This is a genomic window from Flavobacterium sp., assembly GCF_043778725.1.
In the GTDB taxonomy this organism is placed as follows: Bacteria; Bacteroidota; Bacteroidia; order Flavobacteriales; family Flavobacteriaceae; genus Flavobacterium.
This window is the reverse complement of record NZ_JAYWFT010000068.1, coordinates 22,697-45,791: the sequence shown is the minus strand read 5'-3', so window position 1 is coordinate 45,791 and position 23,095 is coordinate 22,697. Positions and strand designations below refer to the sequence as shown.

The following is a 23,095-nucleotide window of genomic DNA, read 5'->3' as shown; positions in this document are numbered from 1 at the left end:
CAACATTTACAATAGCTTACATAATTTTTAATTTATTGGAACAACTTTTGGCATTAGGCGAATGAACATAAAAATTCATACTAATGAAAAATCAGGTTACTACCATTTACAAACAAGCTGAACGGTTTGCTGAAATTACTAAGTCAGCCATCGTTTCTGGAAACATTATAAGAGCCAAAAAATGCTTGGCACTTGCCGAACGATTGTTTGCTACAGGAAGTTACGAAACCAAAAACGCTATTTCTAACGTTTACGTTTTCTCGGTTTCTACCTTCATGGAATTGCGTCATTGCAACATTTCCAATCTCTTTCCTCAAGCGCTTAAAGCGGAATATCTTAAACAAATAAACACCTCTGGAGTATGATGGCAATTATCCTTTCTATAAGCGGATTGATTTTATTCGCTTTGTTTTTTAAAATGATCGAAATTTTTGAAAAAATCTAAATTATGATACCACTTTTCATCATTGCCATAGCGGTTTTTATTTACATCTGCTATGTTTTAATTAAACCCGAAAAATTTTAATTAGAAAATTAGATATTGGAATAATTAGAAAATTCTAGTTTAAATCCTAAATCGAAATTCTAAAATCCTAAATAAAATTATGAACTCTGAACTACTCGGAATTATCGTTATGTATGGATTGGTTATGCTTTTAGCCCTTCCGCTCGGTCGTTACATCGGCAAAATATTCAATTATGAAAGCACTTGGTTGGACAAAATTTTTAATCCAATCGATAAATTATTTTTCAAAATTGGAGGAATTAATCCAACGAAAGAAATGAACTGGAAACAACATTTGATAGCACTTTTAACCATCAATGTTGTTTGGTTCGTAATTTCAATGTTCGTGCTTACAAATATGGTTTGGTTGCCTTTAAATCCAGATGGAAACCCTTCCATGAGTGGTGATTTGGCTTTTAATACTACAATAAGTTTTATAACCAATACCAATTTACAGCATTATTCTGGCGAAAGCGGATTGTCCTATTTAGGTCAGTTGACTTTGATGCTTTGGCAATTTATCAGTGCTGGTTGCGGAATGGCAATTTGTGCTGCTGTTTTTATGGCTATGAAAGAAAAAACATCAGAAACTTTAGGAAATTTCTATAGCTTTTTTGTTAAATCGTGTACTAGAGTTTTATTGCCTTTGTCATTTGTTGTAGCAATTATTTTGGTAATGAATGGAACTCCAATGACTTTTGAAGGAAAAGATACCATCACAACTTTAGAAGGAAAGGAACAAAATGTAAGTCGTGGTCCGGTTGCCGCTTTTGTGGCTATCAAACAATTAGGAACCAATGGTGGTGGATTTTACGGTCCGAATTCTGCCAATCCTATGGAAAACCCAAATTACTTAACTAATATAGTGGAAAATGTTTCCATCTTTTTGATTCCGATTGCGATGATTTTTGCTTTAGGATTTATATTAAAACGAAAAAAACTTTCGTGGACAATTTACAGCGTTATGACCTTGGGATTTCTGATTTTATTAATTCCAACAGTGATTAGCGAAATGAACGGAAATCCTGCGATTTCTCACATGGGAATTGCTCAAAATATGGGAAGTATGGAAGGAAAAGAAGTCCGTTTTGGTGCTGCTGCTTCCGCAAATTGGGCAACGTACACAACAGTTACAAGTAATGGCTCTGTAAATGCAATGCATGACAGTATGACGCCAATTGCCGGTATGACAACACTTCTTGGAATGATGATTAACTGTTTTTATGGCGGAGTTGGAGTTGGATTCTTAAACTTTTACATCTTCATAATTCTTGGTGTTTTCATCAGCGGATTGATGGTTGGTAGAACACCAGAATTTTTAGGTAAGAAAATTGAAGCCAAGGAAATGAAAATCGCGATGATTATTGCCTTGTTACATCCATTTTTAATTTTGGTTGGAACCGCTTTGGCAAGTCATTTATACGCTTCAAATCCAGAAGCATTAGCTAGTTGGTTAGCCAATCCTGGTTATCACGGATTTAGTGAAATGTTATACGAATTCACATCATCATCTGCCAATAATGGTAGTGGATTTGAAGGTTTAGGAGATAATACTCCGTTTTGGAATATTGCTACAGGAATTGTGATGCTTTTGGCTAGATATTTACCAATTATCGGACCAGTTGCTATTGCTGGAATGTTAGCCCAAAAACAATACATTCCAGAAAGTAACGGAACCTTAAAAACGGATACAGCCACCTTTGGATTGATGGTTTTTGCAGTTATTTTTATAGTAGCCGCTTTATCATTTTTCCCAGCATTAACTTTAGGTCCAATCGCTGAATATTTTTCAGCTAAATAATTAAAATATCATGAGTAAATCTCAAAATAATTTATTTCAAAAAGAGTTGGTAAACGAAGCATTAAAACAGTCTTTCGTGAAACTCAACCCCAAAATAATGTTCAAAAATCCAGTAATGTTTACTGTTGAAATTGGAACAGCTGTAATGCTTTTTGTATGTCTTTGGATTTTAAGTGGAGAAGGTTCACAAGGAAGTTTTGCCTATAATTTCATTGTTTTTCTTGTCTTATTTCTAACGTTGCTTTTTGCAAATTTTGCTGAAGCGATTGCCGAAGCACGAGGAAAAGCACAAGCCGACAGTTTAAGAAAAACACGTGAAGAAACGCCTGCAAAATTAGAAAACGGACAGACCATTTCGTCTGCACAATTGAAAAAAGGCGATGTATTTGTTTGCGTAGCTGGCGATATTATTGCAACCGACGGAGAAATCATAGAAGGTTTAGCAACAATAGACGAAAGTGCCATTACTGGAGAAAGTGCACCAGTAATTAGAGAATCTGGTGGCGATAAATCTTCGGTAACTGGAGGAACAAAAGTGCTTTCGGATAAAATAAAAGTAATGGTAACATCAGAACCTGGCGAAAGTTTCCTTGATAAAATGATTGCGTTGGTAGAAGGTGCAAGCCGTCAAAAAACACCAAACGAAATTGCATTGACTATTTTGCTAGCTGGATTTACATTAGTATTTATTATTGTAACTGTTACATTAGCGCCATTTGCAAAATATGCTAACGCACCAATAACCATAGCAGCATTTATTTCTCTATTTGTGTGTTTGATTCCAACAACTATTGGCGGATTATTATCAGCTATCGGAATTGCCGGAATGGATAGAGCGTTGCGTGCCAACGTAATTACAAAATCAGGAAAAGCGGTCGAAACTGCTGGAGATATTGATGTGTTACTTTTAGACAAAACAGGAACAATCACTATTGGAAACAGAAAAGCAACGTCTTTTTATCCAACAAAAGGAATTTCTCAAGAAGATTTTATCAAATCTGCTGTATTGAGTTCGCTTGCTGATGATACACCTGAAGGAAAAAGTATTGTCGAATTAGCTGGGCAAGATGTTGCCAATAAACTATCGATTGAAGGTGCAACCTTAATCAAATTTACTGCTGAAACTAGAACTTCTGGTGTGGTTTTAAAAGATGGAACTAACATTAGAAAAGGTGCGCAAGATGCAGCGAAAAACATTTCTGAAACAGCTGGAAATTCGTTTCCACAAGATACAGCGCAAAAAGTAATTGATATTTCGTCTAATGGAGGAACGCCTTTGGTGGTGATCAAAAACAATCAAGTTCAAGGTGTGATTGAGTTGCAAGATATTATCAAAACCGGAATGAAAGAACGTTTTGAGCGTTTGCGCAAAATGGGAATCAAAACCGTTATGGTTACTGGAGATAATCCGTTGACTGCCAAGTTTATCGCTGAAAAAGCTGGTGTTGATGATTTCATAGCCGAAGCCAAACCAGAAGATAAAATGAACTACATCAAAAAAGAGCAAGCCGAAGGAAGGTTGGTTGCCATGATGGGTGACGGAACAAATGATGCGCCAGCTTTGGCTCAAGCGAATGTTGGAGTTGCCATGAACAGTGGAACGCAAGCCGCAAAAGAAGCTGGAAACATGGTCGATCTAGATAATGATCCAACGAAATTAATTGAAATTGTGGAGATTGGAAAACAACTTTTAATGACTAGAGGAACGCTTACAACTTTCTCGATTGCGAATGACGTTGCGAAGTATTTTGCTATTATCCCGGCACTTTTCATTACTGCGATTCCAGCTTTACAAGGTTTGAATATTATGGGATTACACAGTCCGGAAAGTGCGATTTTATCGGCTGTGATTTTCAATGCGATTATCATTCCATTCCTTATTCCATTGGCACTTCGAGGAGTTGCTTATAAACCAATTGGTGCTTCAGCCTTGTTGCGTAGAAATTTATTTATATACGGAATTGGTGGTGTAATCATTCCGTTTATTGGAATAAAATTGATTGATTTAGTAGTGTCATTATTTGTTTAAGAAGATTAAAGAGAATAGAATAAAGAAAATTAAGAAACGAAATAAATAATTGAGGATCAGATTGCTTCGTTCCTCGCAATGACAAAATTATGAAAGAAAATATAATACCAGCAATTAGATTAACACTGTTTTGTGCGGTGTTCTTCTCAGGAGTTTACACATTGAGTATTCTTGGAATTGCGCAATTGGCTCCTAATCAAGGAAAAGGTGAAATTGTAAAAGAGAACGGAAAAAATCATCATATAAATGTTGCTCAGAAATTTGTAGAAAATAAGTACTTTTGGTCGCGTCCATCAGCGGTAGATTATAATGCTGCTGGTTCTGGTGGAAGTAATAAAGGAACAAATAATCCTGATTATTTAGCGGAAGTAAAAACTAGAATTGATACTTTTTTGATTAAAAATCCTTCAGTAAAAAGAAGTGAAGTTCCATCGGAATTGGTAACAGCTTCTGGAAGTGGAATTGATCCAAATATTTCGGTTCAAGGTGCGAAAGTTCAGGCGAAACGTATTGCTGAAAGTAGAAAAATTTCGGAAGAGAAAGTTTTGGAAGTAATTCAGAAAAACACTGAAAAACCACTTTTAGGAATGTTGGGTACTGAAAAAATAAATGTGTTGCAATTGAATATTGAATTGGATAAATTAAAATAGTTTTACATAACTCCGTCAGAGTTTTGAACTCTGACGGAGTTGAAATAAAAATAATAATTAATAAAAATTAGCATCGAAAGATGCTGAAATAAATTCAGCATAAAAAATGAAAAAAATAGTATTTACTGCTCTTGTAGCATTCAGATTTACAACTGTTAACGCTCAGGAAGTAGCAAAAGAGAAAAGTCCGTTAACGTTTTCGGGATATATTGAAACGTATTACAGTTATGATTTTGGAAAACCAGATAATCATTTACGTCCAGGATTTGTGTACAGTCACAACAAGCACAACGAGTTAAATCTGAATTTAGGATTAGCAAAAGTGAATTATGCAAAAGATAATGTGCGTGGAAATTTAGCAATTATGGCTGGAACTTATGCCGAATATAACTTGGCTGCTGAACAAGATTTATTGCAAAATGTATATGAAGCCAACATTGGGGTGAAAATTTCTTCGAAACATAATTTGTGGATTGATGCTGGAATTATGCCATCACATATTGGTTTTGAAAGCGCCATTGGAAAAGATTGTGCAACGTTGACGAGAAGTATTTTGGCTGATAATTCGCCTTATTACGAAGCTGGCGCCAAAATTGGATATACATCTAAATCTGAAAAATGGTATTTGGCAGCGATGTATTTGAACGGTTGGCAACGTATTCAAAAAATTGATGGTAATCAAACACCAGCTTTTGGAACACAAATTACTTACAAACCAAGTGGTAAAACGACTTTGAATTGGAGTACTTATGCCGGAAATGAACAACCAGATATTGATAGAAAATGGAGGTATTTCAATAATTTTTATGGACAATTTAAATTATCTGATAAGACAAATTTGACCGCTGGATTTGATATTGGTTCTCAACAAAGTGCCAATAAAAGTAATAAATACGACACTTGGTTTTCTCCAGTTTTGATTTTGCAATACAAACCGACAGCTAAAATTCAGTTGGCAGCAAGAGGTGAATATTATGATGATGAGAAAGGTGTAATCATTGCAACTGGAACGGAAAACGGATTTAAAACTTACGGATTTTCTACAAATTTTGATTATTTAATTTCTGATAATGTGATGTTTAGAATTGAAGCTAGAAACTTGGCAAGTAAAGACGAAGTATTTTTGAAAAACGGAAATCCGACGGATAACAATACTTTTTTGACTACTTCATTAGCGATTTCATTTTAATTTAAGCAATAGGCATTATGCAATAAGCTTTAGGCGTCGAGCTCAAGCATATTGCATAAAGCTTACGGCTTACAGCTTACAGCTTTTATGGAACAAGAAAAACAAAATAACGCACAGCATTTCCTCGATTTGATTCAGAAATCGCGAAAAGGAAAATTCAAAATTTACATTGGTATGAGTGCTGGTGTGGGCAAAACGTTTCGTATGTTGCAGGAAGCACACACACTTTTAAAAAACGGTATTGACGTTAAAATTGGTTATATCGAAACTCATTTTCGTAAGGAAACGCACGAATTGCTTGATGGTTTGCCGATAATTCCGAGGAGAAGTATTTTCTACAAAGGAAAAAATCTTGAGGAAATGGATGTGCAAGCCATTATTAATTTGCGTCCAGAAGTCGTGATTGTTGACGAATTAGCACACACTAACATTGAAGGAAGTAAAAATGAAAAGCGTTGGCAAGATGTTTTGGAAATTCTTGAAGCTGGAATTAACGTAATTTCTGCGGTAAATATTCAGCATATTGAGAGTTTGAACGAAGATGTCAAACGTATTACTGGCGTTGACGTTCAAGAACGTGTTCCAGATAATGTGTTGCGATTGGCAAATGAAGTTGTGAATATCGATTTGACTTCGGAGGATTTAATTTCGCGTTTGAAAGAAGGAAAAATTTACACGCAAGATAAAATTCAAACGGCGTTGACTAACTTTTTTAAGTCAGATCAAATTCTGCAATTGCGTGAGTTGGCTTTGAAGGAAGTCGCAAGTCAAGTGGTTCGAAAAGTAGAGAATGAAGTTCCGAAAAATCTGGCTTTAAAACACGAAAAACTTTTGGCATGTATTAGTAGTAATGATAAAACTGCCAAAATTGTTATCAGAAAAGCAGCACGATTAGCAAGTTATTACAACGGAAGTTGGTATGTTTTGTATGTGGAAACGCCAAAGGAAAGTCCGGATAAAATTGCTTTGGACAAACAACGTTATTTGATAAATAATTTCAAATTGGCCACACAATTAGGCGCTGAAGTAATTAAGATTGAAAGTTCCAATATTACTGATGCGATGTTGAAAATTGTGGAACAAAAAAGTATAACAACGGTTTGTATTGGCAAGCCACATTTTAATTTATTTAAAGTAATTTTGTCTACCACTATTTTTAGAAGATTGCTAAATAGTTTGTCGCAATCGAATGTAGATTTAGTGATTTTGTCATAAAAAAACGCCACGAATTACACTAATTTTCACTAATTAATTCGAGTTAATTTGTGTAATTCGTGGCTTAATAACCAATTAAATTAATAGGTGAGATTGCTTCTTACCTCGCAATGAACCATGAAAATTAAAACCAAATTAAATCTCGGAGTAGGATTGTTATTTATCTTGATAATTATCCTTTCATTGGTGAGTGCTTTTTATATTTTTTCAATAAAAAAAGACACTCAAAACATACTGAAAGCCAACTATATAACTTTGGAATATTCTAGAAATATGCTTTCGTCTTTGGATGAAATGACTAAAGACGAGCCAAAAGCTATTCTTCTTTTTGAGTCCAATTTAAAAAAACAATTGGCTAATATTACTGAAACAGGTGAAGATAGAGTTACTTATAATCTTCAGAAAAGTTTTCAATTATTAGAGAAAAATAGGTCTGATGAAACGATTAAAGCACAAATTCGTCAGGACATTTTTGAGATTATGAAACTCAATATGAATGCTATTAAAGTTAAAAGTGATATTGCAAAACGCACCGCCGAAACTGCCAATTTATGGATTGCAGTTGTGGGTACTTTATGTTTTTTAATTGCTTTTAATCTTATGGTGAATCTTCCAAATAACATTGCCAATCCGATAAAAGAATTGACAGGAAGTATTAAACAAATTGCCAATAGAAACTATTCGGAACGTGTTCATTTTCAGAATCATAATGAATATGGTGATTTGGCACGATCGTTTAATACTATGGCTGAAAAACTAGAGGAATATTCTAATAGTAGTTTGCACAAATTGACTTTCGAAAAAAAGCGACTGGAAACTTTGATTAACAACATGCACGATCCGATTATTGGATTGGATAACGCAGGAATAATTTTGTTTGTAAACGATGAAGCGTTGAAAATTATTGGTCTTAAACAAGAAGAAGTTATTGGTCAATTGGCTTCAACTTTGGCTTTGAAAAACGATTTGATGAAGTCATTAATCATTAACGAATTGGAAAGTCCAAAAGCGCATCCGATGAAAATTTTTGCTGATGGAAAAGAAAGTTATTTCGAAAAAGAAAATGTAAATATTACAATAAAACCAACTGGAGAAGACCAATCAATTGATATTGGAAATGTAATTATATTGCGAAATATTACCATTTTTAAAGAATTGGATTTTGCTAAAACAAATTTTATAGCAACCGTTTCACACGAATTAAAAACGCCGATTTCTTCTATCAAAATGAGTTTGCAATTGCTTGAAAATACTTCAACTGGAACTATAAATGAAGATCAAAAACAACTGATTGACAGTATTAAAGAAGACAGTCAGCGTTTGTTAAAAATTACTGGTGAGTTGTTAGAATTATCGCAGGTTGAAACAGGAAATATTCAACTAAATATTGAAAAAACTAATCCGTATGAAATTGCAAAATATGCTATTGAAGCTGTAAAAGTTCAGGCAGAACAAAAACAGATTGAAATTGTATTGGAAGCTGATGCTAATCTGTCAGAAGTTAAAGCTGATAGCGAAAAATCATCATGGGTTTTAATTAATTTTTTAACAAATGCTATTCGTTATTCTTCAGAAAATAGTGTGGTAACAGTTAAATTGAAACAAGAGAACAATCAAATTGTATTTCAGGTTTCGGATACAGGAAAAGGTATTGATAAACGTTATCAGTCGAAAGTTTTTGACAAATATTTCCAAATCCCAGGAAGTAATAAATCGGGTACTGGATTGGGTTTAGCTATATGTAAAGAGTTTATAGAAGCTCAAAATGGAACAATTGGAGTTGATAGTGAACTGGGTTTAGGAAGTGCTTTTTATTTTAAATTGGGAATGGTTTAACCTTGGATTTTTGATACATTATTAAATAATTATGTAACTATAAAACAATGATTTAGAATAACTTTATCGTATCAATAATTTAAAAATTAGGTCATGGAAGATAACGATTTAGGTTCAAAAAAAATGAACAACAAGCAAAGTAACAACGATGATTTATTGGATTTGAACAATCAAAATCATTCGGATTCTTTAATGAAATCTGAAATGGAAACCGATAAAAATGGAATTACAAGAATTGTACAACGAGCAAGAAATACAGATCATGATGAACAAAATCATGAACCTGAAACCGATAAAAATTTAAGTACAAAACCAAGTACGGCATCAGAAAATATAGGAAAAGTAATGCTTGAAAACAGAGATAAAAATTTTGATATTACTAGAAATAGATATTCAAATTCAAGTCCAGAAAATCAAGAAAATCCTAAAGAAAAAAATTAACAATCGGCCATATTCACAGCAATTGCCAGTCCGCCTTCTGAGGTTTCTTTGTATTTAGAATTCATATCTTGTGCTGTTTTCCACATGGTATCTACAACTTTGTCCAAAGGAACTTTTGCATTTTTAGCATCGGTTTCCATGGCCAATTCGGCTGCATTTATTGCTTTTATTGCACCCATTGTATTTCGTTCTATACACGGAATTTGAACCAATCCACCAATAGGATCACAAGTCAATCCAAGATGATGTTCCATTGCAATTTCGGCTGCCATTTGAACTTGATCTGGAGTTCCGCCCATAACTTCAACTAGCGCTGCTGCTGCCATTGCTGATGAAACTCCAATTTCTGCTTGACAACCACCCATAGCTGCAGAAATGGTTGAACCTTTCTTGAAGATACTTCCAATTTCTCCTGCAACCATCAAGAATTGTTTGATTTCTTTTTCGCCAGCTTCGTGGTTTTCAATTACCAAATAATACATTAAAACAGCCGGAATAACACCAGCACTTCCGTTTGTTGGAGCCGTTACAACTCGTCCTAACGCAGCGTTTACTTCGTTGACTGCCAATGCAAAACACGAAACCCATTTTAATATTTGACGGAATTTAACTTCGGTTTTTCTAATTTCTTCTAACCATTCTTGAGGATTGGAATAATTGGCTAATCCAATTAAATTTTGATGCATATCAAATGCTCTTCTTCTCACGTTTAATCCGCCAGGAAGAATGCCTTCAGAATGACAACCAATGTACATGCATTCTAACATAGTTTTCCAAATTCGCATTAATTCGTGATCAATTACGGCTTCTGTTCGCATTGATTTTTCATTCTCATATACGATTTCTGAAATGGATTTATTTTCGGAATGGCAATAGTTTAAAAGTTCTTCGGCATTTTGAATTGGGAAAGGAAATGCACATTTTATTTCTAATTTTTTCTTGGCATTGATTCGTTCTTCTTTTACTACAAATCCGCCACCGATGGAGTAGAAGGTCGTTTGATATTCTTTATCGTCTGATAAAAAAGCGGTAAAAGTTAATCCGTTGGCATGAAAAGGAAGAAAGTTTTTATTGAAAACAATGTCTTGTAAAAAGTAAAACGGAATTACAATTTCGTTACCCAAATTGATTTCATTTTTATCTTCAATAGTTTTGATAATTCCGTCAATATCTTGCACCGGAATGTATTCTGGATCTTGACCAGACAAACCTAACATGACAGCCAAATCGGTTGCATGACCTTTTCCTGTTAACGAAAGTGAACCGTACAAATCGACTTTTATTCGGGTAACATCTTGAAGAATACTTTCTGTTCTCAATTCCGATAAAAATCGTTCGGCAGCACGCCAAGGTCCAAGTGTATGCGAACTCGATGGTCCGACACCAATTTTTAACATATCAAAAACCGAGATGCATTCTTCCATAAAATGAAAAGTTTAGTTTGTAGTACAAATATAAGGTAAACAATTATTGAATTTTCATTATTTTAATGTTAAACTGATTTTTGTTTATTTTAAAATTGCATTTTCTGTTGATAGTTTAAAATAATAAACTGATTGTCAGAATTTTTTAGCAGTAATCAATTCCTAATTAAATGTTATATTTCACTTAACTTAACTTGGTATTTCTGTATTTTTGCACCAAATTTTTCTCGTGCAAATCAATAAATATTACGCTTCGGCACTGACTGCTTTTGTTATTTGGGGTTTCTTTAGTTTGGCTTTGAAACCGTTACATAACTATCCTTCGTTGGATATTCTTTTTTATAGAATCTTTTTTGCAACGGTTATTTTGCTTGCAATCAATCTTTTGTTTAGAAAATCAATTGTAAAAAATGACTTTATTGCTTTTAAAAATTTAGAAACTAAACTCAAATATCGGTTTTTATTTCTTACTGTTTTAGGCGGATTTCTATTGATAATAAATTGGTTCTTATTTATTTACGCCATGAATCATGTCAGTTTAAAATCGGCATCATTTGCTTATTTGATTTGCCCAATTGTTACTACTATTTTGGCATACTTTATTTTGAAGGAAAAATTAAGCAAATGGCAATGGTTTTCTGTCGCTTTGTGTATTGTTAGTTGCGGCATTTTATCGTATGGAAATTTGTTTGAATTGACTTACAGTTTGGTTATTGCGTTTTCATTTGCACTTTATTTAATCAGCCAAAGGAAGAACACTGTTTTTGATAAATTTTTAATTTTAACGGTTCAAATGGTCATTGCATCGGTAGTGATTATGCCTTTTTTTCCATTGTATTCTTCAGCAATTCCTACTGAACCATTATTTTATATTTTACTGCTTGTAATTGTAGTTTTGTTTACTATAATTCCGTTGTATCTTAATTTATTTGCCTTGAAAGGAATGAATTCATCTGCAGTTGGAATTTTGATGTACACCAATCCGCTACTGAATTTTCTATTGGCATTGTTCTATTTTCATGAAGAAATAAATGGGAATCAAATTATTTCTTATTCTTTAATTTTACTATCAATTGTTATTTTTAACGAACGATTTTTATTTAGAAAATCAGAAAATAAATAAGTCTAAAAAGGATAACCAATAGCTAGATTGAAGACCAAATTATCTTTTCGCCATGAACCACTTCCAAAACTTACTTGATCTAAAACCCATCGTTGTCCATCGGGAAAATAAGGTTTTCTTATTGGAAATGCCAAATCGGTTCGAAGTACTAAAAAGTCAAAATCAAATCGTAATCCGGCACCAATACCAACGGCAATTTCTTTGAGAAAATCTTTAGAAAATTGCGAACCAGGTTTATTTATATCTTTATTGGCAAGCCAAATATTTCCTGCATCTATAAACAATGCACCATTTATAAAGCGGTAAATTTTACTTCTATATTCGGTATTCATTTCTAGTTTTACATCGCCAGATTGATCGGGTAAAAAAGAGGTAGTTTCATTAGATCCATCATAACTTCCAGGTCCGAGTGAACGCGAACGAAATGCTCGTAAGCTGTTTGTACCACCAATAAAAAATTGCTTGCTAAACGGAATTTCATCTGAATTGCCATAAGCAAAAGCTACACCAGCAATTATTCTGCTTGCTATTTGTGAGTTTTCATTTATTTTATAATTGTGCTTAAACTCGTTCTGAATTTTAAGATATTGACTAAATGGAATTCCTAAAACCTTAATTGTATCTCCTTTTTTGATGTTTGCACCAGAAATTAAACCAACAATATTTCCTGAAAAATCGATACTTCCTTTATAAAAAATTGTGTTTTTTCTTTTTTTCTGCATCGTATTCGTATAGGAATAAGAATAGGTTGGTCCAAAAATTAGTTGCTTTTCGATTACATTTTTCAACGAGCTGTTTGCACTCGCTTGCTGGTTATATAAATCGGTAACATTTTGAGGACTTGCAAATGTAATTTCGGTAATATTTAGCTGATGTTCTTTTCGTTCGTTTTCCTTCCATGAATATCCAAAGGCTGCTTTAAACGTTTGAAGTGAATACAATTGCGTTCGGTTTTGATATTCATAGCCAAGTGTAGCTTTGGTTCTAGGTACAAATCCGCTTGCCGATTCAAATTTGATTGGCGCAATAATTCTAGGCCAAATAAGATTGGCTTCCGATCCAAATCTATAAACATTAAATCCGTTATTTTTTCCTCCCAGTTGTACTTCTGCGCCACCAAAAGCGGTGATGCTTAACAATTCTGCAGCATGAAAAGTATTGCGATTGCTCCAGTTAATATTAAGTTCTGTTCCTGTATAATTGGCAGAATTGGTTTTGGCAAGAATTTCAACTCGAATCGATTTTTGTGGCAGCGGAGTCAAATAATAATAGGTATCAAGGTAATCGCCAATGGTATCAGATACTTTAAATTGGTTTTTTACAAATTTAAAAGTGCCCAAATTTACTAATCTGTTCAGCGATAAATTGTGGTTGGTTCTGTTGTACAAATCTCCTTTTTTGAAATATAATGTTCTGTCAAAAATCTTTGGTTTGAATAACTTTTCATTTCCAATGATGGTAAAATCTTTATATTTCTCTGAACCAGTAATACTGTCAGAATTGATAGAATAATTTGGATAAACAAATATATTATTGATTTTGAAGGACTTTTTTGCCAATTGTGGCGTTTCATTTTTGACTTTTACAATCAAGGTTACTTCATGTTTAGCAACGGTACTATCAACTTGAACTTTAAGATAATCGGCATTAAAATAGAAAAATCCTTTCTCTTTTAATCTTGTATCAATGCGATTTCGTTCTTCTTTAATTATATCTAGACTGTATGGATTTCCTACTTTTAGTAAACTTCTACGTTGGGTTTTAGCAACCGCAATACCAATTGCAGAACTGTCTTCGGGAAATTTTATTTTTTTTATTTTGTATTGCTCTTTTGGATTTACATAATATTCTGCCACAACTTTTTTTCCGCTTTTAGTGCTATCGGCTGTTGTTTTTGCATTGAAATAACCATTATTTTCTACATAATTTTGGATCAAACTTTTGTTGTATTCCAAGTCTACTTGGCTCATTAAAACAGGCGGTTCACCTACGGTATATTTTAACCAATGTCGAAATCCTTTTTCTTTTTTTACGGTTCCAACCAAATTGTAAATGAACAATTTTGGACGCAATCCAAGAAACTTTTTATTAGGTTTAGGACGCAAAATTTCTGCTAATTTTGACTTTAGCAATTTGTGTTCTTTTTTAGAAATAATACTGTCTTCCACTTTTATTTTTCCGCCTACATAAAGCAATTCGCCTTCTGGCAAATACTTTGTATTACTACAAGATGTTGCAAAAAGCACAAAAAATATAAAGTATACTACGTTTTTAACCATTAGATTTCTTTTTAGGTTTAGGTTTTTCTTCGGCTTTATTTTTTTGAAATAACTCTCTAAATTTATTGTAATCGATGGTGATTATAAATCCAATTCCGGTTTCAATAACTTGACCTTGCAAAGCTACTTGATATTTATTTTTTCGATATGCACGAAGCTTATAACGGCCATCTTTAGATATTTGATAATCGGCAGAAATATCGCCAGCAATGTTATTTGTTTGTTGGTTTTCTTGTTTTGCTCCTTCAATTCCAAAACTACTTCCAACGGTAACTTTCAATCTATCGTTCAATAATTTTTTAGAAAGTCCAACGTTCAAATCGGTTTTATTTTCTTTTTGACCTGAAGTATAATCTTCGGAAGAATTCAAATCAAAATCCAATTCGAAACCTTTAATTAAATCGCCTGCAAGATTATTTAATTGTTGCGATAGTACTTTGCTTGCACTTTCTCTAGCTAACAATGAAGCCGAAGTTCCACCACTTTCACTCGAAAATGGATTTTCACCCACAAATCTGTTCAATAAAAGTAAGGCAAAAACTTGTTTGTTTAATTCATCCGGTTCTTGTCGTAATTGTACTAATTTTGCTTGAGTTGCTGTAATAATATCTCCAGAAACAGAGTTATTTCCTTCGGGCAAAATAATATCAAAAGTGATGTCAGGTTTTAATAAATCACCTTTCATTTTTAGTTCAGTTTCAAAAGGAATTCTTTGTTTGTAAGTATTTCTTTCTTCTGGTGAAAGATCGCCCAATTGGTCGTTTAATAAATCTATTGGAGCGGTTTCTGTTTTGTAAATGGCAGTAATATTTATGTCGGCTGTTGTTGGTTCACCTGTCCAAAGTAGGTAACTTCCTTTTTTGATGTCAAATTTTCTTTTTATCAAATTAAAACTCATTTCATAACTTCCTTCGGTCAATTCATAACGACCAGTTAGCGTTGTTTTTCCAGACGGATCAATGCCTCCAGTAAGTTGTCCTTCGCCTTTTAATTTCAAGAAATCACCGTTGGCTTTGTCAATAATCATTGACAGTTCGGCTTCTTTATCGATTTCAATATTTACCGATGCATTTATTCCTTTTACTTGTGTTTGGCTTAAATTTTCTTCAAGTGAAATTGTTGTAACTAGTTTTGGTTGATCTTGGTCTATAAATTCTACAATTCCTTCTCTATCAGCTATTGATGGATCGTCTTGTGGTAAAACTACAGTGAATTTTGTACCTTTATTAATTTTCATTGTGCCATCAACAACCGGATTGTTCCTGTCGCCTTTTATATTCAAATGATTGTCTAAAAACAATTCTCCGTAATACAAATCGTTGTCTTTGGCTTTAGAATTTACGGCTTTAAAATTATCAGAATCAACCGTTAAATCAAATCCTAAGTTTGTAAAATCTTGACTGTTTATCTTTCCGTTTATGGTTAAATCGTTGTCTTTTTCGTCTTTAATAACAAAATTGTCCAATGAAATTGTATTGTTAGAAAACACAATTTTATCATTCATCGATTTGAAAGTAGCATTAAGTTGCGTTGCAATAAAACCAACTTCATTAAATTTTAATTCGCCAATAATAATAGGTTGCACGCTTTTTCCTGTAATTTTTAAATTCCCATTCAAGAAACCCGTGCTTTGTTTTAAATTTCCAAAACTAAAACCTTGAAGACTTTTTACATTTAGTTTTTGAATGTCCAGATTCATGTCCAAACTGCTGTCGGTGGTTTTGTAATTTCCATTCAAATTCATTTGATTGTCAAAACCTGTCAGTTCAATTTTGGCGTTGTACGTATTTGCAGTTTGATTGTCAACATTTATTTTTAGATTTCCAACGGTATCTTTTTGAAAAGTAAAATTATCAATTGTTAAATCGGATGTAAAAATTGGTGATTTTTGCAACTCTTTTATCAAAGCGTTTCCATTGATTTTACCGCCAAATTGCAAAGAACTTTTTTGTGCAATATTGGTAATAGTTTCTATTTCAAAATCTTTAAAATCGACTGCTAATGGTGCATTTGGTTGTGTAGATTGCGATTGAATTTTAATGGAATTTCCACCTTTAGAAAGTTCAAAATTGTTGGCATAAATTCCATTTTTCCCGAATCGAATTAAATTTTCTTCGGATAAATTCCATTTTTCATAATTCAAAACTAGATTGGTTGGATTCAAACTAATGTCTGAATTTCCGTTTTCCGATTTTAAAGTTCCAACTATCAAATAGCGTTCTTTGTCTTTTACATCTTTCAATTGCAAAGTGTAATCAACAAGATTATTTGCTACTTTTCCTGAAATATTGGTGTAAGGCAATTGAAAATTTGAATTCTGAATATCATCTACAACCAAACTGTAAATCAATGCATTGTCTTGGGTGTCAACTTTAATAATTGCTCCAGAAATAGTGTTGGTTCCATAAATTAATTTAGGAATAGAACCATTTAAAACTATCGAATCGTTCACCGAATTGTATCTTCCCGAAAGTGCAATAGGCGATAAACTTTTTAGTTCTGGAATAATTTTTAATAAAATAGGATTGTCTTTTACGTCAATTTTAAAAGCAAATTGTTGGTTTTTAACTTGCGTTTTTTTAGAATCTGAATTGGTAGTATAGTATTTTGAAATCGAATTTTGTAATGCCGATGCGATTTTAGAAAGTTGGTATTTTCCATTAATATCAGCATTCATGAACTGTGATTTTAGTATCAATGTATTTTTTTCGGCTGTTGATGTTGCAATAATGTTTATCGAATCTAAAACAAATTGTTCCTTTTGATTTGCGATTATAAAATTGTTGGCGCTAACTTTTCCGTTCAAATAATCTAAATCTGCCGATTGAATATCTGCGTCAATTTCGCCTTTCAATTTTAACGGTCCAGCATGAAGATTGAGTTTGTTTAAATCGGCAATATCAACGTTTAACTTCAATTTTCCTGATGGATATTTTCCTCTAAAACTTCCATTAGAAATCATATTAAACGTCAAATTTGGATCGTTTGCATTGGCATTTACATCAAACAATCCGTTATTTATTTTTCCTTTTAATTTTAGATTTGTGTAAACATAATTATTGAAATCGGCTTTCAAAATCGTTCCATCAACAGTTGCATTTGCTGTTTTCGGATTCAATCCTGAACCTTTTACGTAGGCTTTTAATGATATTTTTCCGATGGAATCATTTTTTATCAATTTTCCTAAATCGAAATTATCTAGTTCGGTTTGGGCATTATATTTTTCGTAGTTTTTTCTTCGTTGGTCGAATGTGGCTTTAATTTTGGCAGTTCCAAAGCTGCTTACCAATTTTAAATCGGTTGCAAAATTGTTTATTGTTCCTTTAAAAGTTCCTTTGGTATTGAATTTTGATGGCAATTGAATGTTGTTCGGAATGGTCCCTTTTGGTACAAATTGGCTTACATCATTAGAACTTGATTCTAGATTTTTGATGTTCAAATCGAAATAAGCTTTCTTCATATCAGGAAAACCTACAATTTTTCCACTGGCATTTATTTTAGTACTTCCAATACCAGAAATTTCTAAATTCGGAATAGAAATATTATTCAACTTGCCTGAAATAACTGAATTTACCGAAATAATTGCATTTGGATTAGTATCGAAAGGGCTAGTATTGGCTAATGTTGGCGCGAATAATAAAATGTCTTTAAATCCAACTTTACTATTTTTTAAATTGGCTATCACACTCAGTTCTCCAAGATTTTCTTGAATACTTGCAACCGACGAATAACCAACAATTACTTCATCTTTAAGCGAAGTTTGGGGTGTTTTTAAATTCAATTTTTTTAAAGAAACGCCTTTATCATTATAATTGAAATCGGTTTTTAAGGCTTGAACATCCAATCCGCTTTTGTCTTTAATAGTAAGTGCATTAATTTTACCAGAAGTATTTTGCTCGCTATAACTGATATTTTCTGCATTTAAATTGAAATTTTGAATGTCTAAATGTTTGTAATCAACACCTTTATTAGTTGCGATAGAATTTTCATCATCAAATTTAAAATCGACTTTTTTCAAATTGGCTTTGTTGATTTTTATTTTCCAATTATTAGACGATGGAGTAGTGGTAACTTGGTTTTGAGTTATGATTTCTTGAAGTTTTCCAAGTGCTAAAGTTCCTTTTGTATTTTCTAATTCTAATGATTCAATATCAATTAATTCCTTATTTAAATCAAAAATGTTTACATCTACATTTAGTTTTTCAAGGTTTACTTTTGTTGCTAATTTTGAGGCTTCATTTTCATAAACTACATCAATTTTAGATAAATCGATTTTGCCTAATTTTAAATTTAAATTAGTTTCTGATCCTTTACTTGATGCTTTTGTAGTAGATTTTATTGCTGCAATTCCCTGTTTTAATTTTAATTTCAATCCGTCTATTTTGGTATTTGGAACATCAAATTCCATTTTGTTTAAATCGAATGTTTTTATTTTGGTATCAAAGTGATTCAAGTTTACTGAAATATCATTTTTAGAAACTGCATCAGCATAGTTGAATTTTACTTTATCTAAATTGATTTTATCAATAGAAAATTCCATTGGTGGAGAATCATTCTTTGGTTTTGCTGGTGATGCAAATGCTTTTATGATGTAATCAAAATTGAAAATTTCATTTTTATTACGAGAAATTTTAGCGGTTATTCCTTGTAAATCGACCGAATTAATTTCGATTTTGTTATTAAATAATTGAAACAAACTTATGTCTACTACCAATTTTTCTCCAGCAAGAAGTGTGTCTTTTTGTTGATCTTCAAAGTAGAATCCTTCAAGAATTACTTTTTTGGGAAGACCAATTTCGATTCTGTTAATAGTAACTTTAGTATGAATTTTTCCTTCTAAATAGTTAATCGCTTTGTCTTTGGCGTAATTTTGAACAGCAGGAATTTGTAATGCAATTACTAAAAAAAGAAAAATGGACAGCATTGAAACAATAATCCAAGCAAAAACTTTAAGTATTTTTCTTATGTATTTTTTAATCGTAACTTTAGTACTGACTTTCAAATTATTCAAAATTGGTTTGTACAAAGTTCAATATAAAATAGCAAATAAAGTTACATAATTACTACTGAGAGTTATAAAATTTAGTCTAAATGATTTTTTATGATGTTTTCTGCTACTGTTCGCCCAGATTTCATGGCTGCATTTATTGATCCGTTAAGTAAATGATCACCACATATAAAAAGATTTTCATTAATTTTAAAGTCACTTTCAAAATTATTTTCCTTGAGAGATTTTAAATTTGGCAAAGCATAATTAATTTTATAAATCTTCAGTAATTCCCAGTTTTCAACTTGATTTCCAAACCATTGTTTTAGTTCGTTTTTAATATTGGATGCTAAAACTTCCTCTTCAATATCAACTATTCCATTAATAGAAACCGATAATAAAACCTTGCCTTTTGGTGCGTAACTACTAGATAAATTGGTCATAACGGACAAATTATTCACCCATTTTTTATTTTTAGAAGCGTTTAAAATTACAACAGCTTTGTTTGTTGGAGCTCCATTTGCTTGAAAATATATGTTAGTTACCTGATGCGATTTGGTTTGTGTTTCGGGTAAATATCTTTTGGCAAATCCTGTCGCTTCGGTTGCAATGATTATTTTATCAGATGTAAAAATTGATCCGTTTTCTGTTTCAATTGTATTGTTCTGAATGTTGGTAACTTTTACATTGTATTTTATGGTGTCTTTTGGTAAAATTGCCGCCAATTGTTTCGGAATTTCTTCCATTCCCAATTCTGGAATTGCAGCATCGCCTTGTGAAAACATTTTCATTACAAAATCGAACATTCTGTTGGAAGTTGATAATTCATTTTCTAGAAAAATTCCTGAGAAAAAAGGTTTGTAAAATCGGTTAATCATTTTATCACTAAAACCATATTTTGATAATTGCGAAAGTGTAGGTTCCTCTTTTTGATTAAAGATTTCGGGTATTGTAATTTTTACTAATTTATTTTTTAAAAACAACGTATTTATTTTGTCTTTGATTGAACCAACAGGAGCAAAGAGTGTTGAAAAGGTTGCTGACGGACGACGAAAAGGATCTGCAATTTCGAATTGACCACCATCATAAAGTACCGTTGCACCGGGTAAAAATCGTTTTAGATTTAGTTTTTTGTAGTTTAATAACGCTTTGCATTCGGGATATTCTGTAAGTAAAACTTGAAATCCTCTATCCAATCGAAATCCGTTAACAACATCCGTTTTTATTCTGCCACCAGCACGATCTGATGCTTCTATTATTTGAATATTAAATCCGTTTTGGTGCAAATAAACGGCAGCTGTTAATCCAGAAATTCCAGCACCTATAATTGTAATTGTTGGTTTCATTTTTAAGCAATTGAATATTGTTCAAAAATAAATAATCTTTGTAACTTAAACTATGTAATCAATGTTTTTTAATTTTTATTGTGTTTGGATTGCTTTAGTAATTTGTTGAATCTTAATCAATTTAGAATTAAAAAGCATTTGAACGAATCTTGAAACGGACTAATAGTTACTTGAAAACTTATATTTTGTGTCAGTTTGTCAGATGAATTTGTGTCAGTTAGGTATATTTATGACAATTTATTACCTTTTTTGATGTGGCACAATCATTGCTTTTTACAGACAAGTTTAAAAAGTGAATTTTCTAAAATTAATTAAATATAAAAATGGGAAAAATTATTGGAATTGATTTAGGTACAACGAACTCTTGCGTTTCTGTAATGGAAGGACAAGAAGCAGTAGTAATTCCTAACTCAGAAGGAAAAAGAACGACACCCTCTATCATTGCATTTGTGGAAGGTGGCGAAATTAAAGTGGGTGATCCAGCTAAAAGACAAGCTGTGACTAATCCAACTAAAACGATTGGTTCTATCAAACGTTTTATGGGACATACTTTTTCTGAAACTACAGAAGAAGCGAAAAGAGTACCTTATTCAGTAGTAAAAGGTGACAACAATACGCCACGAGTTGATATCGATGGTCGTTTATATACAGCACAAGAATTGTCAGCAATGACACTTCAAAAAATGAAAAAAACTGCAGAAGACTATTTGGGTCAAACAGTTACAGAAGCAGTTATTACTGTTCCTGCTTACTTTAACGATGCGCAACGTCAAGCTACAAAAGAAGCTGGAGAAATTGCTGGTCTTAAAGTAATGAGAATTATCAATGAGCCAACTGCTGCGGCATTAGCTTACGGATTAGACAAAAAAGGAACAGATCAAAAAATTGCAGTTTACGATTTAGGTGGTGGTACTTTTGATATTTCTATCCTTGAATTAGGAGATGGAGTTTTCGAAGTATTGTCTACAAATGGTGATACGCACTTAGGTGGAGACGATTTTGACCAAACTATCATTGACTGGTTGGCAGATGAATTTAAAGCTGAAGAAGGAATTGACTTGAGATTAGATCCAATGTCATTACAAAGAATCAAAGAAGCTGCTGAAAAAGCTAAAATTGAATTATCATCTTCTGCGGAAACTGAAATCAATTTACCTTATGTAACAGCTACTGCTTCTGGACCAAAACACTTAGTTAAAAAATTATCTAGAGCTAAATTTGAGCAATTATCAGATTCTTTAGTGAAACGTTCTATGGAACCAGTTGCTAAAGCGTTGAAAGATGCAGGTTTATCTACATCTGATATTGACGAAGTTATCCTTGTTGGAGGTTCTACAAGAATGCCAAGAATTGCTGACGAAGTTGAAAAATTCTTTGGTAAAAAAGCATCTAAAGGAGTTAATCCTGATGAAGTTGTAGCCATTGGAGCAGCTATTCAAGGTGGAGTTTTATCTGGAGATGTAAAAGATGTATTGTTACTTGACGTTACACCTTTATCTTTAGGAATTGAAACTATGGGTGGAATTATGACTATTTTGATTGAATCAAATACTACTATTCCAACTAAAAAATCTCAAATTTTCTCTACAGCTGCAGATTCTCAACCAACTGTTGAACTACACGTTCTTCAAGGTGCAAGAGCAATGGCTGCTGATAACAAAACTATTGGTCGTTTCAACTTAGATGGTATTCCACCAGCACCAAGAGGAGTTCCTCAAATTGAAGTAACTTTTGATATTGATGCTAATGGTATCATCAAAGTTTCTGCAACTGATAAAGGAACTGGAAAATCTCACGATATTCGTATCGAAGCTTCTTCTGGTTTAACAGCTGAAGAAATCGAGAAAATGAAAAAAGATGCTGAGGCAAATGCTGGAGCTGATAAAATTGCAAGAGAAAGAGCTGAAAAAATTAACGAAGCTGATAGTTTGATTTTCCAAACGGAATCTCAGTTGAAAGAATTGGCAGACAAAATTTCTGATGAGCACAAAACAGGTATCGAATATGCATTAACTGAATTAAGAATGGCACACCAATCGCAAGATGTTGAAGCTATCCAAAAAGGTTTAGACAATGTAAACGCTGCTTGGAAAACTGCTACAGAAGCGATGTACGCTCAAGGTGAAGCTGGACAAGCACAAGATGCGCAACCACAAGCTGAAAATCAAGGTGATAATACACAAGATGTAGAATTTGAAGAAGTGAAGTAATCTTTTCAAATAAATATAATTAGGAGAAACCGAATAAGAAATTGTTCGGTTTTTTTGTGT

General features: G+C 32.7%; 15 protein-coding genes. 11 read left to right on the top strand and 4 right to left on the bottom strand.

Annotated elements, in window-relative coordinates; genetic code table 11:
* The first annotated feature begins 83 nt into the window (after positions 1 to 83).
* From ACH2CG_RS05905 to ACH2CG_RS05865, 9 genes are all read left to right on the top strand, one after another.
* Positions 84 to 365 carry a hypothetical protein gene (locus ACH2CG_RS05905; protein ID WP_395063163.1) on the top strand — a complete coding sequence of 94 codons (282 nt, stop codon included), beginning with the start codon at positions 84 to 86 and terminating at the stop codon, positions 363 to 365.
* A gap of 83 nt (positions 366 to 448) precedes the next feature.
* Positions 449 to 526 carry a potassium-transporting ATPase subunit F gene (locus ACH2CG_RS05900; RefSeq protein WP_073246669.1) on the top strand — a complete coding sequence of 26 codons (78 nt, stop codon included), beginning with the start codon at positions 449 to 451 and terminating at the stop codon, positions 524 to 526.
* 79 nt (positions 527 to 605) lie between these two features.
* Positions 606 to 2,306 (top strand): potassium-transporting ATPase subunit KdpA, encoded by a 1,701-nt coding sequence (gene kdpA / locus ACH2CG_RS05895; RefSeq protein ID WP_395063161.1) that lies wholly within the window; start codon positions 606 to 608, stop codon positions 2,304 to 2,306.
* Positions 2,307 to 2,316: 10 nt separating this feature from the next.
* Entirely contained in the window at positions 2,317 to 4,335 is a 2,019-nt protein-coding gene (gene kdpB, locus ACH2CG_RS05890; RefSeq protein ID WP_395063159.1) for a potassium-transporting ATPase subunit KdpB, read from the top strand.
* An 89-nt stretch (positions 4,336 to 4,424) separates the two neighbouring features.
* Positions 4,425 to 4,985: a K(+)-transporting ATPase subunit C gene (locus tag ACH2CG_RS05885; protein ID WP_395063157.1), complete on the top strand. Its 561-nt coding sequence runs from the start codon at positions 4,425 to 4,427 to the stop codon at positions 4,983 to 4,985.
* Positions 4,986 to 5,091: 106 nt separating this feature from the next.
* Positions 5,092 to 6,174, top strand: coding sequence for a porin (locus ACH2CG_RS05880; RefSeq protein ID WP_395063155.1), 1,083 nt, complete (start codon positions 5,092 to 5,094; stop codon positions 6,172 to 6,174).
* 87 nt (positions 6,175 to 6,261) lie between these two features.
* Positions 6,262 to 7,389, top strand: a complete 1,128-nt coding sequence (locus tag ACH2CG_RS05875) for a sensor protein KdpD (RefSeq protein ID WP_395063153.1) — start codon at positions 6,262 to 6,264, stop codon at positions 7,387 to 7,389.
* Between the two features lie 117 nt (positions 7,390 to 7,506).
* Positions 7,507 to 9,225 carry an ATP-binding protein gene (locus ACH2CG_RS05870; RefSeq protein WP_395063151.1) on the top strand — a complete coding sequence of 573 codons (1,719 nt, stop codon included), beginning with the start codon at positions 7,507 to 7,509 and terminating at the stop codon, positions 9,223 to 9,225.
* 93 nt (positions 9,226 to 9,318) lie between these two features.
* Entirely contained in the window at positions 9,319 to 9,666 is a 348-nt protein-coding gene (locus tag ACH2CG_RS05865) for a hypothetical protein (RefSeq protein ID WP_395063149.1), read from the top strand.
* On the opposite strand, the gene ACH2CG_RS05860 is transcribed toward ACH2CG_RS05865, so the two are convergent.
* Positions 9,663 to 11,090, bottom strand: coding sequence for an L-serine ammonia-lyase (locus ACH2CG_RS05860; RefSeq protein ID WP_395063147.1), 1,428 nt, complete (start codon positions 11,088 to 11,090; stop codon positions 9,663 to 9,665). The two genes, ACH2CG_RS05865 and ACH2CG_RS05860, sit on opposite strands and share 4 nt — an antisense overlap.
* A 229-nt stretch (positions 11,091 to 11,319) precedes the next feature.
* Between ACH2CG_RS05860 and ACH2CG_RS05855 the strand changes: the two genes are divergently transcribed.
* A complete protein-coding gene (locus ACH2CG_RS05855) occupies positions 11,320 to 12,213 on the top strand; it encodes an EamA family transporter (RefSeq protein WP_395063145.1) in 894 nt (297 codons plus the stop codon).
* Between the two features lie 2 nt (positions 12,214 to 12,215).
* On the opposite strand, the gene ACH2CG_RS05850 is transcribed toward ACH2CG_RS05855, so the two are convergent.
* From ACH2CG_RS05850 to ACH2CG_RS05840, 3 genes are all read right to left on the bottom strand, one after another.
* Entirely contained in the window at positions 12,216 to 14,492 is a 2,277-nt protein-coding gene (locus ACH2CG_RS05850) for a BamA/TamA family outer membrane protein (protein ID WP_395063143.1), read from the bottom strand.
* A complete protein-coding gene (locus ACH2CG_RS05845) occupies positions 14,485 to 19,494 on the bottom strand; it encodes a translocation/assembly module TamB domain-containing protein (RefSeq protein WP_395063141.1) in 5,010 nt (1,669 codons plus the stop codon). The genes ACH2CG_RS05850 and ACH2CG_RS05845 overlap by 8 nt, the downstream gene beginning before the upstream one ends.
* Before the next feature lie 80 nt (positions 19,495 to 19,574).
* Complete coding sequence (locus ACH2CG_RS05840; RefSeq protein ID WP_395063139.1) at positions 19,575 to 20,825, bottom strand: NAD(P)/FAD-dependent oxidoreductase; 1,251 nt, start codon at positions 20,823 to 20,825, stop codon at positions 19,575 to 19,577.
* Positions 20,826 to 21,148: 323 nt separating this feature from the next.
* Between ACH2CG_RS05840 and dnaK the strand changes: the two genes are divergently transcribed.
* On the top strand, positions 21,149 to 23,035 hold the full coding sequence (gene dnaK / locus ACH2CG_RS05835; RefSeq protein ID WP_395063137.1) for a molecular chaperone DnaK: 1,887 nt from the start codon (positions 21,149 to 21,151) through the stop codon (positions 23,033 to 23,035).
* Positions 23,036 to 23,095: the final 60 nt, after the last annotated feature.

Bases quoted from the DNA above. Each gene is read 5' to 3' on its own strand.
- ACH2CG_RS05905 (WP_395063163.1), top strand. From the start codon at position 84: ATGAAAAATCAGGTTACTACCATTTACAAACAAGCTGAACGGTTTGCT.
- ACH2CG_RS05900 (WP_073246669.1), top strand. From the start codon at position 449: ATGATACCACTTTTCATCATTGCCATAGCGGTTTTTATTTACATCTGC.
- kdpA (WP_395063161.1), top strand. From the start codon at position 606: ATGAACTCTGAACTACTCGGAATTATCGTTATGTATGGATTGGTTATG.
- kdpB (WP_395063159.1), top strand. From the start codon at position 2,317: ATGAGTAAATCTCAAAATAATTTATTTCAAAAAGAGTTGGTAAACGAA.
- ACH2CG_RS05885 (WP_395063157.1), top strand. From the start codon at position 4,425: ATGAAAGAAAATATAATACCAGCAATTAGATTAACACTGTTTTGTGCG.
- ACH2CG_RS05880 (WP_395063155.1), top strand. From the start codon at position 5,092: ATGAAAAAAATAGTATTTACTGCTCTTGTAGCATTCAGATTTACAACT.
- ACH2CG_RS05875 (WP_395063153.1), top strand. From the start codon at position 6,262: ATGGAACAAGAAAAACAAAATAACGCACAGCATTTCCTCGATTTGATT.
- ACH2CG_RS05870 (WP_395063151.1), top strand. From the start codon at position 7,507: ATGAAAATTAAAACCAAATTAAATCTCGGAGTAGGATTGTTATTTATC.
- ACH2CG_RS05865 (WP_395063149.1), top strand. From the start codon at position 9,319: ATGGAAGATAACGATTTAGGTTCAAAAAAAATGAACAACAAGCAAAGT.
- ACH2CG_RS05860 (WP_395063147.1), bottom strand. From the start codon at position 11,090: ATGGAAGAATGCATCTCGGTTTTTGATATGTTAAAAATTGGTGTCGGA.
- ACH2CG_RS05850 (WP_395063143.1), bottom strand. From the start codon at position 14,492: ATGGTTAAAAACGTAGTATACTTTATATTTTTTGTGCTTTTTGCAACA.
- ACH2CG_RS05840 (WP_395063139.1), bottom strand. From the start codon at position 20,825: ATGAAACCAACAATTACAATTATAGGTGCTGGAATTTCTGGATTAACA.
- dnaK (WP_395063137.1), top strand. From the start codon at position 21,149: ATGGGAAAAATTATTGGAATTGATTTAGGTACAACGAACTCTTGCGTT.